We start from the raw sequence: 13,417 nt of genomic DNA, 5'->3' as shown, positions 1-13,417 counted from the left end.
TTCGCAAGACCTGATTTGCCTTCAGGTGCACTTTTTTCGCGAAAATTTCAGGTCTCCGCCAGCGCGATATCTTCGATATGAATCTGCGCTGCATCGCCGCCGCGCCATGCATCTTCGCGGATTTTTCCGGCAATGCTGATGATCCGATTCCCGGCATTCAGCAGCACGTCGCCCATGGGCTCATCGACACAGCGAAAGGCGATGGCCCGGGCCGTACGGCCCATGGAATCGGCCAGCGTACAGGCGATGTGCTTGCCACCTTTGATGTCGCCATATCGCACCCTCACCCGCTCGAAGACGAAGCGCGGCTCGGGATTGCCGGTGCCGAAAGGGCCGGCGCCGGCCAGCGAATCGGCGAAGGTCTTGCGCACGACGGCCAGACTGGCGATCGAATCGATCTTCACGGCAGCGCGGGCACGCGATTGTGCAATGTCATCGGCAAGGCGCTCTTTCAGGAAGGCCGTGAACGCGCCGAGCTTGTCCTTCTCGATGGTCAGGCCCGCGGCCATGGCGTGCCCGCCGCCCCCGAGCAGCAGCCCTTCGCGATAGGCCGCAGCGATGGCGCTGCCAAGATCAACGCCCGGCAGCGACCGGCCGGAGCCCTTCCCGGTATCGCCATCAAAGCCGATGGTGATGGCCGGGCAGTCATAGCGCTCCTTCAGGCGCCCGGCGACGATACCGATGACGCCCGGGTGCCAGCCATCGCCGGCGGTCACGACGAGGTTCGGCCTGTCGTTCAATCGCTGTACCTCGACCTGGTTGATCGCCTCTTCGAGAACGCTGCTCTCGATGTCCTGGCGGACTGCGTTCAATCCATGAAGTCTTTCGGCCAACTGTACTGTTTTTGCTGGATCATTCAGCGTCATCATCGACAACGCTTCACGGGCATGTCCGATACGCCCGGCGGCATTGATGCGGGGTCCCAGAACAAAACCCAGATGATAGGCGCTGGCGGCGCCACTGGCACCCGCCGCGCTCGCCAGATGGAACAGCCCGGGATAGGCCGCAGGCGCCGTCACCCCCTCGCCGAAGGTGCCCATGACCTTCAACCCCTGGGCAACCAGCACGCGGGTCAGGCCGGTCAGCGGCATCACATCGCACATCAGGCCGAGGGAGACGAGATCGAGCCATTCCAGGAGCTTGGGTTCAGAACGGTCAGTGAAATATCCGTCCCGGCGCAGGGCGCGGTTGAGCGCGACGAGCACCATGAAGACCACGCCTGCTGCCGAAAGATTGCCGAGCCCCGAGATATCGTCGGGACGGTTCGGATTGACCGTTGCAGCTGCTGGCGGGGCCGGCAGGGTCATCTGGTGGTGGTCGGTCACGACGATATCGAGGCCGTCAAGCTGAGCCTGCTCGATGATGTCATGGGCCATGGCGCCGCAATCGACGGTGATGCACAGGCTAGCACCCTTCTCTCTCAAGCCCGCAAAGGCCTGGGCACTCGGCCCATAGCCTTCCGTCAGCCGGTCCGGGATATGGACGAAATGGTCGATCCCGAGCGCCGTGAAATAACGCACCAGCAGTGCCGCCGAGGTCGTGCCGTCGACATCGTAATCCCCGAAGATGCCGATCGTCTCGCCAGACTTGATGGCAGTGACGATGCGGGCGACTGCCTTGTCCATATCGGCCATGCAGGACGGGTCCGGCATGCAGTCGCGCAGGGAGGGGTTGAGGAAAGCGGATGCCTCCTCCGGCACAATACCGCGCGCAGACAGGGTTTCGGCCAGCGTCCGGTCGATGCCGAGCTGCTGGACCATGGTCAGCACGTCGCGCTCTGATATTTCGCGCATCACCCAGCGTTTCCCGCAGACCGAGCGTTCCACGAGAGCCGGTGGTGATGGAGGGATGGGTGCCGTCAGGCTCATACCGCAATCCTGACGGCGATTCGCACCGCCGTCACCGGCTTGTTTTGAACATCAGCGATCTGGCCGCTGGGATGTCGCATCGATATAGCGCACCGTGCCGGTCTTGGAGCGCATGACGAGCGTTGAGGTATGAACGCGCCGACCCTCCCAGCGTACCCCTTTCAGCATCGTTCCGTCAGTCACGCCGGTTGCGGCGAACATGACGTCGCCGGAGGCAAGGTCCATCAGGTCGTATTTGCGCTCGAGATCCGTGATCCCGGCCCGCTCCGCCCGGGCGCGCTCATCGTCATTGCGGAACAGAAGCCGCCCCTGCATCTGACCGCCTACGCATCTGAGGGCTGCCGCTGCCAGCACGCCCTCCGGTGCGCCACCCGATCCGACATAGAGATCGATGCCGGTGCGCGGCTCGGTGGTGTGAAAGATACCGGCGACGTCGCCATCGGAAATCAGGAAGACCCGTGCATTCATCTTGCGGGCGGCCTCGATGATGTGATCGTGCCGCGGCCGGTCGAGAACGCAAAGCGTGATTTCCGACGGATCGACTCCCTTGGCTCTGGCGAGTGCGGCGATGTTGTCCTCGGTCGGGGCATCGAGATCGATCACGCCCTGGGGATAGCCTGGGCCACAGGCGATCTTCTGCATGTAGACGTCCGGTGAATGCAGCAGCGTGCCGCCCTGCGCCATGGCAACGACAGCGAGGGAGTTCGCCATCGCCTTGGCCGTCAGCGTCGTGCCTTCCAGCGGATCGAGCGCAATATCGACCTTGGGTCCGCCGCGCCCGACCTTTTCGCCGATAAACAGCATCGGCGCTTCATCCCGTTCGCCTTCGCCGATGACAACGGTGCCATCGATGGCGAGCTGGTTCAACGCATTGCGAAGGGCTGTAACAGCGGCCTGGTCGGCCCCTTCCTTGTCGCCGCGCCCGATCATGGTCGAGGCAGCGATTGCCGCCGCTTCGGTACACCGGCCAAGTTCGATCGTCAGGATACGATCAAGATATCCTGCTTCATCCGCCATGCGATTTCTCCGTCATTCTATTGAAAGTCCTCAATACGAATAACGGATGGCACTCCGGATACAAATGATTTTTCACTGATTTCGCGGGCAACGCTGTACATTTTCGACGCTGACGTGGAATGAGTCGTCAGAACGAGCGTAGCGCTGTCTGCGGGCTGGTGCTTCTTCAGCGCTGCTTCGACAGATGGCTGCAGCAGGCTGTCGATTGAGATATCGTTCCTCGCCAGCGTATCGGTGATCGCGGCGATGGCACCGGGTACGTCTTTCAGCGTGATGCGCAGATAGAACCTGCCCGTCTGGCGCTCCGGGTCGATCACCTTCAGGTCGCGCAGTCGGTCTGCCGGCGCATTAAACACCGGACCGCCGCCGCCACGGGCAATGGTAACGATATCAGCGGCGACGGCAGCCGCTGTCGGTCCGGCACCGGCGCCCGGCCCTGAAATCTGTATGCGGCCTATAGGATCACCTTCGAAGACAAGCACGTTATCCGGCCCCGCGGCGCGGGCGATAGGGTCTTCCTCGTCGACCAGCGCCGGGTGCACGCTGAGTTCGAGTCCGCTTTCCGAACGCGTCGCAATGCCAAGCAGTCTGATGCGATAGTTGAGCTGCCTGGCGGCGGCGATATCTTCGGCAGTGATTTTTTGAATACCCGAAATGGAGATCGTCTTGAAATCTACGGCGGCATCGAAGCCGATGATCGCGAGGATGCACAGCTTGTGGGCGGCGTCGAAACCGCCGACATCGAAGGTCGGATCGGCCTCGGCATACCCGAGCCGCTGGGCTTCCTGAAGCGCCGCCTCATAGGTCGCGCCGGTTTCGGCCATCTGGGTCAGCATGTAATTGCAGGTGCCGTTGAGGATGCCGACGATGCGATGGATCGAGCTCGCCGCCGCGCCGCCGCGCAGGGCATGGATCGCGGGGATGCCGGCAGCCACAGCGGCCTCATAGAACAGGGACACGCCCTTCTGCTCGGCGAGCCGGGCCAGGTGAAGGCCGTGCTCGGCGATCAGCGCCTTGTTGGCGGTAATGACGTGCTTGCCGGCAGACAGCGCCGCCTCGACGGCGGCACGGGCAGTGCCATCGGCGCCGCCGACGAGCTCAATGAAGATGTCGATATCGGAGCGCGCGAGTTCGACGGGATCGTCATACCATTTGATGCCCTCAAGGGGCACACCGCGGTCGCGATGGCGGTTGCGGGCGCTGATACCGGCGATCTCCACCTCAATGCCGGCACGGTCGAAACGCTCGCTCTTCTGCATCAGGATGGACAGCAGGCCACCGCCCACGACGCCGAGGCCAGCAACGCCAACGCGCAACTTTGTCATCGAAAAACCCTTACCTTTAGACATTCCTGTTAAAGGGAAGGCCTTATCAGGCGGCAGAGCGTCTGGCTAGAAGCTGTTTGATATTTCTTGCCGCCTGGCGGATGCGCTGTTCATTCTCGACCAGACCGATGCGCACGAAGCCTTCGCCCGCTTCGCCGAAGCCGACACCCGGCGCGACCGCGACATCGGCCTCTTCCATGAGCATCTTGGAAAAGGCGAGCGACCCCATATCGGCATATTTCGCCGGCAGGGGTGCCCACGCGAACATGGACGCCGGGGGTACGGGGATATCCCATCCTGCATTGGCAAAGCTCTTGACCAGCGTGTCGCGGCGCGACTTGTAGATCGCGCGGATATCATCGACACAGTCCTGCGGTCCATCGAGAGCCGCCGCAGCCGCGACCTGGATCGGCGTATAGGCGCCGTAATCGAGGTAGGACTTGACCCGGGCCAGCGCCTTGATCATCCGCTCATTACCAACTGCCATACCCACGCGCCAGCCGGCCATTGAATAGGTCTTGGACAGTGAGTTGACCTCGACAGCGATATCGAGCGCGCCCGGCACTTCCAGCAACGACACTGCAGGCTCGTCGAAATAGATTTCCGAATAGGCAAGGTCCGACAGGATCAGCGTGTCATGCTTGCGGGCAAGCGCGACGGCATCCTTGTAGAAGTCGAGATTGACCATCTGCGCCGTCGGGTTCGACGGATAGTTGATCACTACCGCTTTTGGTTTTGGCAGCACGTTCTCCAGGGCATGGGCGACACCGGACAGATAGGTTTCCGGGTCAGGCGCATTGATCGCCTGGATCAGGCCGCCAGCAATGATGAAGCCATAGGCATGGATCGGATAGGCCGGGTTCGGCGCAAGGATGACATCGCCGGGCCCGGTGATTGCCTGGGCAAGGTTGGCAAAGCCCTCCTTCGAGCCGAGCGTCGCGACCACCTGCGTGTCAGGGTTCAACTTCACCCGGAACCGGCGCTCGTAATAGCGCGCGATCGACTTGCGCAGGCCATTGATGCCCTTGGAAGCCGAATACCGGTTGGTCTTGGGCTTGCGCACTGTCTCGATCAGCTTGTCGGTAATGTGCTGCGGCGTCGGCATGTCCGGGTTGCCCATGCCGAAATCGATGACGTCACGCCCCTGCCCGCGCAACTGGGCCTTCAGCCGGTTAACCTCCTCGAAAACATACGGAGGCAAGCGTTGAATACGATAAAACTCTTCTGTCATGTGAATCACGTGCTGTGAAAGATGTCTGCTAAAGGCGCCGGTCTAGCGGTCGCTCTTGGGTGGCTTGCCGCCCAGCTTGGGCAGCGGCTGGCTCGTCTGCCGTTTCGCCGCTGCCTGGTCGGCCTGCTTTGCGGCCTCCAGCCGCACGATGGCCTCCTCGAGGGGAAGCTCCACCTGTTTACCGTTGAGATTTGTCACGACAACCGTTTGCTGGCGCTCGGCTTTGGCCCGGGCAATATCCAGGGTAATCTGTTCGGCGAGCAGGTCATGGTCGCGCATCAGGGAGGTAAACTGGGCCTCTACGACAGCAGGGGTCTCCGGTACCGGACGCTCGTTCGGCCGTTGCGACAGCACGGGAAAGGCAAGGTCCTCACGCTGCTCGACCTCGGCAAAAGCCTCGTTCTCGCTTTCATAGGCGCCTTGTCTTTCGCCAAGGGCCGGTATGCTGCTACAAGAGCTGGCAAGAAGAGCGAGGGCGGCTACATAAAGGCTGGATCTGGCAAGCATATCATCGAGAATCCGGTTTATCTGGTTCTCCCTGCTTACACCAAGACATAGACAAAAATAAGTTCTCATGACCGACAGAATGAAAAAAAACCCCGGCGAAGAGACCGAAACGGCCAAAAAACCGTCGAAAAAGAAGAAATCATCTTCCGGTCGGCCAGCCAGGTCCGCCGAAAAACCCGCCAAGGCCTCTCCCGGACGCAAGAAGGCAGGCTCCAGCAAGCCGAAAGCGACTCAGTCTGCGAGTGACAGGCGCAAGGATGCCGGTGCTTCCGCCAAGCCGGCGCCCGAGCAGATTGCAAAGGCGGCACCTGGTGGCCACTCAGCGAACCATCTGTTCAGTGACTATGAGACGATGGCGACCTATGTCGCGGAACTGCAGGAAAAGGGTCAGGGCATCCTCTCCGGCATGGTCGATCAGCACGCCGCGAAAGGCCGAAACAAGGTACAGGCGCCGAGCGATCCGCTGAATATGCAGGACACGATGGCGGATGTGTTCACCAATGTGTTTTCCGACCCCTACAACGTCATGCGCATGCAGTTCGGCATGTGGGAAGACACCGCACGCCTTGCCGAATCCATGGTCAAGAAAGCGACCGGCAACGACGTCGACCCGGTTGCCGAGCCCCATGCAGGCGACAGGCGTTTCGCCCATCCGGCATGGACAGAAAACCAGACCCTCGATTATCTGAAACAGTCCTATCTGATCCAGTGCAAATGGGCGCGGGAACTCGTCAACAAGGCAGAGGGTGTCGATGAGCACACCCGGCGCAAGGCGAGCTTTTATATGGAGCAGTTCCTCGCCGCGATGGCGCCGACCAATTTCGCCACGACCAATCCGGAAGTGATCGAGGAAGCGATGAAGACGCGGGGGGAAAACTTCCTGCGCGGTTTCCGCAATTTCATCGACGACATGGAGCGCGGCCATGGCGAACTGCTGATGAAACAGGCTGACATGAACTATTTCAAGGTCGGCGAGAACCTGGCGATGACGCCGGGCAAGGTCGTCTATCAGAACGACCTGATGCAGTTGATCCAGTATGCCCCGACGACGGATGACGTCGCGACACGGCCGATGCTGATCATTCCGCCGTGGATCAACAAGTTCTATATTCTAGATCTGCAGCCGGATACATCGCTGATCCGATGGCTGGTCGCTCAGGGCCGGACCGTCTTCGTCGTTTCGTGGGTCAATCCGGGGTCGGATCTCGCCCACAAGAGTTTCGCCGATTACATGCATGAAGGGATTTTCGACGCGCTGGAGGCGATCGAGAAGGCCACCGGTGAAAACCAGGTCGACACGATCGGTTATTGCATCGGCGGGACGCTGCTTGGCTGTACTCTCGCCTACATGGCGGCCAAGAAAGACGAGCGCATCCAGTCTGCCACATTCTTCACCGCGCAGATGGACTTCCGGGAAGCCGGTGAATTGCTGCTGTTCATTGACGACCAGCAAATCGCCAATCTCGAAAAGCAGATCGACGCGGCCGGCGGCGTGATGGAAGCCTCTGCCATGAGCAAGACCTTCAACATGTTGCGTCCGGTCGACCTTATCTGGTCCGTATACATCGACAATTACCTGAAGGGCAAAGAGCCCAAACAGTTCGACCTGCTCTACTGGAATTCCGATTCTACCGGCATGTCGAAAGAGGTCTACCTGTTCTATCTGCGCGAATTCTATCAGAGCAACCGCCTGTCGCAGGGCGAGCTGGTGCTCGACAATGTCCGCCTCGACCTGGGCCGGGTGAAGATCCCGGTCTTCATGCAGGCCGGCGAGAAGGACCATATCGCCCCGCCCCGCTCGATCTATCGGTCGGCCCGGCTCTATGGCGGTCCGACCCGGTTCATGCTCGCCGGTTCCGGCCATATTGCCGGCGTCGTGAACCATCCGGACCGGCGGAAATATCACTATTCCACCAATGATGCGCTGCCGGAAACGATGGAAGACTGGGTCGAAGGCGCGACACGGCACGATTACTCCTGGTGGCCCTACTGGATGGAATGGCTGAACGAGGTCAGCCGAGGCACCGTCCCAGCCCGTGTGCCCGGCGATGGCAAGCTGAAGGTCATCGAGGATGCGCCCGGCTCCTATGTCAAGGTGACCACGGTTTAACGCCGAACCGTCAGGGGCAATCCGTTAAGGAATTGTTAACCATCTCGAATCGTCGCTTACTGATCATGGTCGAAATCTTCTTAATTGGGAGGGTGCCATGTCAGCGAATAAATCTGCTACGAGAGAGCTTTACGAGAAACTCGCCGCGTCACCGCAGCGACGCCGGGCAATTGCCGAAAACATCTTCAGGCAGTTGCGCAATGCCGGCAGTTCCTCTTCTTCGGGCTTCTCGCCGGACGGCGCGACCAGATACACGGCGATGATCCGTACAAGGACGGCTGAATAATTCCCATTTGTTGCCTGCCCACCCCAGAAACCCATCAGGCAACGAACAAAAGCCCCGCTGACAAGCGGGGCTTTCTTCATGGTCAGGGCAATAAAAAACCCCGCTCGAAGGCGGGGTTTTTGGTGTTTCGTCGGGGTCTAGCGTTTGGAGAACTGGAACGAACGGCGGGCTTTTGCCTTGCCGTATTTCTTCCGTTCGACGGCGCGTGAGTCGCGGGTCAGGAACCCGCCCTTTTTCAGGACGCCGCGCAGGCCCGGCTCGTAATAGGTCAGCGCGCGGGAGATGCCGTGACGCACGGCACCGGCCTGACCGGACGGGCCCGAGCCTTTTACGGTGCAGTAGATGTCGAACTGGTCATTGCGCTCGGCGGCGACCAGCGGCTGTTTGATGATCATCTGCAGAACCGGACGACCGAAATATTCGGTGTGATCCTTGTGGTTGACGATGATCTTGCCATTGCCCGGCTTGATCCAGACGCGGGCGACTGCCGTCTTGCGCTTGCCGGTGGCATAGGCGCGGCCATGCTCGTCGATCTTCGGCTCGGCGACAGTGTTTTCCTGCGGAGCGTCGGTCATGCCAGCGGCAGCGGCGACGTCTTTCAGGTCTTCAAGAGTGTTCGTTTCGCTCATCGTGATGTTCCTTTAGCCGCGCAGCGTGTTCTTTTCGTTCATGGATGCAATATCCAGCGGTTCAGGCTGCTGGGCTTCATGCGGATGGTTCGGGCCGGCATAGACCTTGAGGTTGCCAAGTTGCTGGCGCGCCAGCGGGCTTTCCTTCGGCAGCATGCGCTCGACGGCCTTCTTGATCACGCGCTCTGGGAAACGGCCGTCGAGGATCTTGTCCGCGGTGCGTTCCTTGATGCCGCCCGGATAGCCGGTGTGCCAGAAATACTTCTTGTCGGTGCGTTTCTTGCCGGTGAAGACGACTTTATCGGCGTTGACGATGATGACATAGTCACCGCAATCGACATTCGGCGTGTAGATCGGCAGGTGCTTGCCACGCAGGCGCATCGCCACCAGGGAAGCGAGACGGCCGACGACGAGACCCTCGGCGTCGATCACGACCCATTTCTTTTCTACTTCCGCCATCTTGGCGTTATAGGTTTTCATGATGTGTATCCTGTTTGAAGTTCGGAGAAGCGGCTTTTATAGATGTAGCCGTTCAAGTCAATGTCTTTGTGAAAAAAGCAGGAAAAACAACCTCTTTTATGTGCGGTAAATAGATACCACATAAATTCCCCATCAAAATCAGGACTTTGTTTCATGGTAAATTTCTCCAGACGCAGGCTCACAGGCACCGCCGCCCTCCTCGCACTTCTCGCCGCGTGCTCCCAGCAGCAGGGCGGCAGAGAAAACCAGACCGATGAGAGCGCTGTCGAACGCCGCGACGACGTTGCTGTAGAGGACCGGTCAGATGAGGGCCCGATCCAGTCATTGGACCGCGATGACGAGGCCGGTGATGGGGGTGCAACGCCTGCCCCTGAGGAGATGAGAACAGATATCCCGGTGACCGATGAGCTCGGCAGTTTCGCCAGCGAAGTGCATGGCCTGGCATTATGGGCCCACCCGACGGTGGCCTATCAAGGCGCCGTTCTGGCAGCCAATGGCGATGCCGGCCTGATCGCCATCGACTTTGAAAAGGGAAATCCGGATGCCGTTGAAGGCACTTTCGTCGGTGGCCTCGCTGTCACCTATCCTGACTGGACGCGGGGCGATGAATCGCTGATCGCTGCCTATGATGCCGACAGCGGCTATCGCTTCTTCGACATCGACGCGGAAGCACTGACCTTCCGAGAGTGGGAGGTATCCGGTGCCAATGCCCTGCCTGCCGATCCGCTACAGATCTGCGTCGTCGCACGGGGCGATGCTGCTATCGCAGATATTGCAGTGATAGGTCAGGAAAATACCATAAGCCACGCTTCCATAAACCAGAATCAGGATGGAAGCCTGAGCATGTCGGCACCTGTCACGGTTAACGTGCCACAGCCGCTAGCCTGCGCCGGTGATGACAGCCATGGCATCATCGTCATCGCGACCGGAACGGGCAAGCTCGTCGCGGTCGGGACCGGCGGCGAAACGAGTGACGGTTCTGATCCTGATGACAGGCCTTTCGTCGATCGCATCGCGACCTTGCCGTCTTCCGACGTTAATGGCATTGCGACAAGTTTACAGAGCGGCCAAGGCCAGATTCTGCTTTCCTACCGGGGTGAAGATGCCCGGTTTTTCGGCTATGACATCGAGACCGGCGAAGAACTCGGTGCTTTCACGGTCTCGCCGTTGAGCGAGATTGACGGTGTCTCCGGCCTCAACCTGTTTGCGGCCGATGGCGGCAATTTCGGCGGCATCTACCGCAAGGGTGTTCTTGCCACGATCGGCGGCGATGAGACCCGGACTCTCAAATTGGCGCCGCTGTCGACGGCCTTGCGCAACTGGTCCTTGTTCGACGCAGACGTTCTCAATCGCCGGGATATCACCCAGAAAGATGAGCCGGTCGACGACGGCGCTCTCGACTTCTCCGTGCCCGACTTTGAGGACCTTTAGGTCGCGCTTGCTTGCGCCATGGGCGATGCCTTGAGGTGAAAGGCATTGTAAAGAACAGCCGCAATCAGGACGAGCGCGCCAAGCTGGTGCAGCAGCGCGACGGAGACCGGCACCGCCGCCACGATCGTCCAGATGCCGAGCAGCATCTGGAAGAAAACCCCCATCACGATGAGCCCTGCCCGTTTCCGGAATGGTTTGCCAGCCCTTGCCATGGAGAGCCAGAGGGCGATGGCCGCCGCGAAGACCAGATAGGCACCGATCCGGTGGTTGAATTGAACCGCGGCCATCGTCTCGAACAGGTCATGGAATCCTGGATTGGCCGAGAAATATCCGCTCGGGAAGAACTCGCCATTCATCAGCGGCCACGAAGTATAGGCCTTGCCCGCCCGCAGCCCCGCGACGAGTGCGCCCAAAAGGATCTGCAGTCCCATCAGGGCGCCGAACAGCACCGTTGCAAGCCAGAATTTTTGCCGCTCGCCTGACACCTCACCCGCACGGCTGTGCAGGCTGAGATTGAAAGCGAGCCAGAGGAAGTATCCGAAGATGCAGAACGCCAGCCCCAGATGCGCCGCAAGCCGGTATTGGCTGACATCGACCCGATCGACAAGACCGGAGGACACCATGTACCAGCCGAGCGCCCCTTGCAGACCGATGAGCACGATCCCGGCGCCGGTTTTCACTTTAAGGGCGGTCGTTTTCATTGCGCCGGAAAACAGGAAGACCAGCCAAGGGATGAGATAGGCCATGCCGATAAACCGGCCGAGATTGCGATGGCCCCATTCCCACCAATAGATCGTCTTGAATTCCTCGAGGCTCATGCCCTTGTTGACCCGCTGATATTCGGGGATCTGGCGATATTTCTCGAACTCTTCCATCCAGGCCTGCTCACCAATGGGCGGGAATGCCCCCATGATGACGTCCCATTCGGTGATCGACAGCCCTGAATCCGTCAGCCGCGTCGCGCCGCCGACAGTGACGATCGCCGCGACGAGACCGCACATCACGTAGAGCCAAATGGCCATGCGCCTGGCGGTGCGCTGGTCGTGCGCGCCATAGAACTGGCGAACGGGAAAAGACCCGGCGCGGGCCTGTGCCTTTTCTTCAAGCGCCGCTGCCGGCGTGGCGCCGCCTGCGGCTTCTGTGACGGGTGACTTGTTCATGCCATCGCCATATAGAGAGCCTTCGAGACGGGCAAGTGCCATAGCGCCGCGCCCCTGACCCGAAAGACAAGAGATGAAACTGCACCCCAGAACAAAGAAGCTGATCGGCCTGATCCTGTTCCTGCCAGCGCTGCTGATCTATGCCGGGATCGTCGTGACGATTGCCGATCACATTCCCGATCACTGGGCAGTGTATCTCGTCTATTACGTCATCATGGGCACCATCTGGGCGTTCCCTCTGAAGCCTGCCATGGCGTGGATGAACCGGCCAGTCGATGACACGGACGACTGAAAAGAGCCCGCCAAAAACCTGCTCTGAAGCGTCGATGAGTTGTTGCGTGCCATGGTCGACCGACATATAGTCCGCCCCTCGCCGGGATGACCCGCCGGCGAATGTCGGAGCGTAGCGCAGTCTGGTAGCGCACTACACTGGGGGTGTAGGGGTCGTCGGTTCAAATCCGGCCGCTCCGACCATTTTTCTCATCCGGCAAAGCAGAAGCACCTCAGCTCTCGTCCAGCGCGACGATCGTGTCGATCGCCAGCGTCGCCTCGTCGAGATTGTCCTGCACCGCCTCGAGCCGCCTGAGCAGGTCGCGCAGGGTCTCCTTCGAGATCACGACATGATCTTCCTCCCGGATCGCCGGGATGGCGCGCGCCGGTGCATCGTCCTGCCCGTCCTCATCGTCCGCCGGGGCCGGCTTCATCTCGATCTCTTCACCGGCAAAGGCGCGGCGGCCGATCTCCGCGACGAACTGGGCACCATTATCCTTGAAAATCTTCTGTACGCCCTTGGTAGTGTACTGTTCCTTGTACAGAAGGGTCTTGACGCCATTCAGCAGCTCCAGGTCATAGCTGCGATAATAACGCCGTCCCCCTGCCCGGCGCATCGGCCGGATGGTGCCGAACACATCTTCCCAATGGCGCAATACGTGCTGGGGCAGGTCGAGCTGCTCCGCCGCTTCGCTGATGGTTCTGAATGCGTCCGGTGCTTTCGCCATAATTGAGCGGCCTAGTCCGCCGCCTTGCCATTGAGGGCACGCATGGAGTCGTTGATCTGGTCCTTGAGGACATGGGATGGACGGAACGTCAGCACCCGTCGCGGTTTGATGGGCACTTCCTCTCCGGTCTTGGGATTGCGCCCGATTCGCTGGTTCTTTTCACGAACGGAAAACGTGCCGAACGAAGAGAGCTTCACGGTCTCGCCTGTCTCGAGTTTTCCAGCCATGGTTTCGAGGATCGTTTCCACCAGTTCAGCGGACTCGTTACGGGAGAGACCGACATTCCGGTAGACGGCTTCGGTAAGGTCGGCCCGCGTGAGTGTTTTGCCTGACATGCTCGTTCCTCAATCGGTGAGGCTTAGGATTAAACAGCCT

14 protein-coding genes and 1 tRNA gene are annotated in these 13,417 nt (G+C 60.2%); 5 read left to right on the top strand and 10 right to left on the bottom strand.

All coding sequences use genetic code 11. From position 1 onward, the window contains the following. Nucleotides 1-47 precede the first annotated feature (47 nt). Genes recJ through IEV88_RS05185 form a run of 5 tightly spaced genes read right to left on the bottom strand, consistent with a single transcriptional unit; the run spans nt 48 to nt 5,948 of the window. Nucleotides 48-1,868 carry a single-stranded-DNA-specific exonuclease RecJ gene (gene recJ / locus IEV88_RS05205; protein WP_188160201.1) on the bottom strand — a complete coding sequence of 607 codons (1,821 nt, stop codon included), beginning with the start codon at nt 1,866-1,868 and terminating at the stop codon, nt 48-50. A gap of 51 nt (nt 1,869-1,919) precedes the next feature. Continuing rightward, entirely contained in the window at nt 1,920-2,885 is a 966-nt protein-coding gene (gene glpX / locus IEV88_RS05200) for a class II fructose-bisphosphatase (RefSeq protein ID WP_188160200.1), read from the bottom strand. A gap of 17 nt (nt 2,886-2,902) precedes the next feature. Further along, nucleotides 2,903-4,210, bottom strand: coding sequence for a homoserine dehydrogenase (locus tag IEV88_RS05195; protein ID WP_188160199.1), 1,308 nt, complete (start codon nt 4,208-4,210; stop codon nt 2,903-2,905). Between the two features lie 46 nt (nt 4,211-4,256). Further along, nucleotides 4,257-5,441: an LL-diaminopimelate aminotransferase gene (locus IEV88_RS05190; protein ID WP_188160198.1), complete on the bottom strand. Its 1,185-nt coding sequence runs from the start codon at nt 5,439-5,441 to the stop codon at nt 4,257-4,259. A gap of 42 nt (nt 5,442-5,483) precedes the next feature. Then, nucleotides 5,484-5,948, bottom strand: coding sequence for a hypothetical protein (locus IEV88_RS05185; RefSeq protein ID WP_188160197.1), 465 nt, complete (start codon nt 5,946-5,948; stop codon nt 5,484-5,486). 79 nt (nt 5,949-6,027) lie between these two features. Between IEV88_RS05185 and IEV88_RS05180 the strand changes: the two genes are divergently transcribed. Both IEV88_RS05180 and IEV88_RS15220 read left to right on the top strand, forming a co-directional pair. After that, nucleotides 6,028-8,058 (top strand): PHA/PHB synthase family protein, encoded by a 2,031-nt coding sequence (locus IEV88_RS05180; RefSeq protein WP_188160196.1) that lies wholly within the window; start codon nt 6,028-6,030, stop codon nt 8,056-8,058. A gap of 97 nt (nt 8,059-8,155) precedes the next feature. Beyond that, nucleotides 8,156-8,344, top strand: a complete 189-nt coding sequence (locus IEV88_RS15220; RefSeq protein ID WP_206711353.1) for a hypothetical protein — start codon at nt 8,156-8,158, stop codon at nt 8,342-8,344. Between the two features lie 137 nt (nt 8,345-8,481). Here IEV88_RS15220 and rpsI read toward each other — a convergent pair whose 3' ends face one another. Together rpsI and rplM are read right to left on the bottom strand one after the other, a co-directional pair. Then, a complete protein-coding gene (rpsI, locus tag IEV88_RS05170) occupies nt 8,482-8,973 on the bottom strand; it encodes a 30S ribosomal protein S9 (RefSeq protein ID WP_188160194.1) in 492 nt (163 codons plus the stop codon). Nucleotides 8,974-8,985: 12 nt separating this feature from the next. Then, nucleotides 8,986-9,453, bottom strand: a complete 468-nt coding sequence (gene rplM / locus IEV88_RS05165) for a 50S ribosomal protein L13 (RefSeq protein ID WP_188160193.1) — start codon at nt 9,451-9,453, stop codon at nt 8,986-8,988. Nucleotides 9,454-9,606: 153 nt separating this feature from the next. On the opposite strand from rplM, the gene IEV88_RS05160 reads away from it, so the two are divergent. After that, nucleotides 9,607-10,884, top strand: a complete 1,278-nt coding sequence (locus tag IEV88_RS05160; RefSeq protein WP_188160192.1) for a hypothetical protein — start codon at nt 9,607-9,609, stop codon at nt 10,882-10,884. On the opposite strand, the gene IEV88_RS05155 is transcribed toward IEV88_RS05160, so the two are convergent. Next, entirely contained in the window at nt 10,881-12,086 is a 1,206-nt protein-coding gene (locus tag IEV88_RS05155; RefSeq protein ID WP_206711352.1) for a COX15/CtaA family protein, read from the bottom strand. The genes IEV88_RS05160 and IEV88_RS05155 overlap by 4 nt on opposite strands. 31 nt (nt 12,087-12,117) lie before the next feature. Here IEV88_RS05155 and IEV88_RS05150 point away from each other — a divergent pair, with 31 nt between their 5' ends. Continuing rightward, nucleotides 12,118-12,336, top strand: coding sequence for a DUF2842 domain-containing protein (locus IEV88_RS05150; protein WP_188160191.1), 219 nt, complete (start codon nt 12,118-12,120; stop codon nt 12,334-12,336). 105 nt (nt 12,337-12,441) lie between these two features. Further along, nucleotides 12,442-12,518: transfer RNA gene (locus tag IEV88_RS05145), tRNA-Pro, on the top strand. 29 nt (nt 12,519-12,547) lie between these two features. Here the strand turns inward: IEV88_RS05145 and IEV88_RS05140 are convergent. Together IEV88_RS05140 and IEV88_RS05135 are read right to left on the bottom strand one after the other, a co-directional pair. Further along, the gene (locus IEV88_RS05140) at nt 12,548-13,042 is read right to left on the bottom strand and encodes a MerR family transcriptional regulator (protein ID WP_188160190.1); all 495 of its coding nucleotides are present in this window, start codon (nt 13,040-13,042) and stop codon (nt 12,548-12,550) included. 11 nt (nt 13,043-13,053) lie between these two features. After that, nucleotides 13,054-13,377 (bottom strand): integration host factor subunit alpha, encoded by a 324-nt coding sequence (locus IEV88_RS05135; RefSeq protein ID WP_188160189.1) that lies wholly within the window; start codon nt 13,375-13,377, stop codon nt 13,054-13,056. Nucleotides 13,378-13,417: the final 40 nt, after the last annotated feature.

The sequence above is a fragment of the Aquisalinus flavus genome (assembly GCF_014640095.1).
In the GTDB taxonomy this organism is placed as follows: domain Bacteria; phylum Pseudomonadota; class Alphaproteobacteria; order Caulobacterales; family Parvularculaceae; genus Aquisalinus; species Aquisalinus flavus.
The sequence above is the reverse complement of the archived record's forward strand: the minus strand, read 5'-3'. Positions and strand labels throughout refer to the sequence as shown.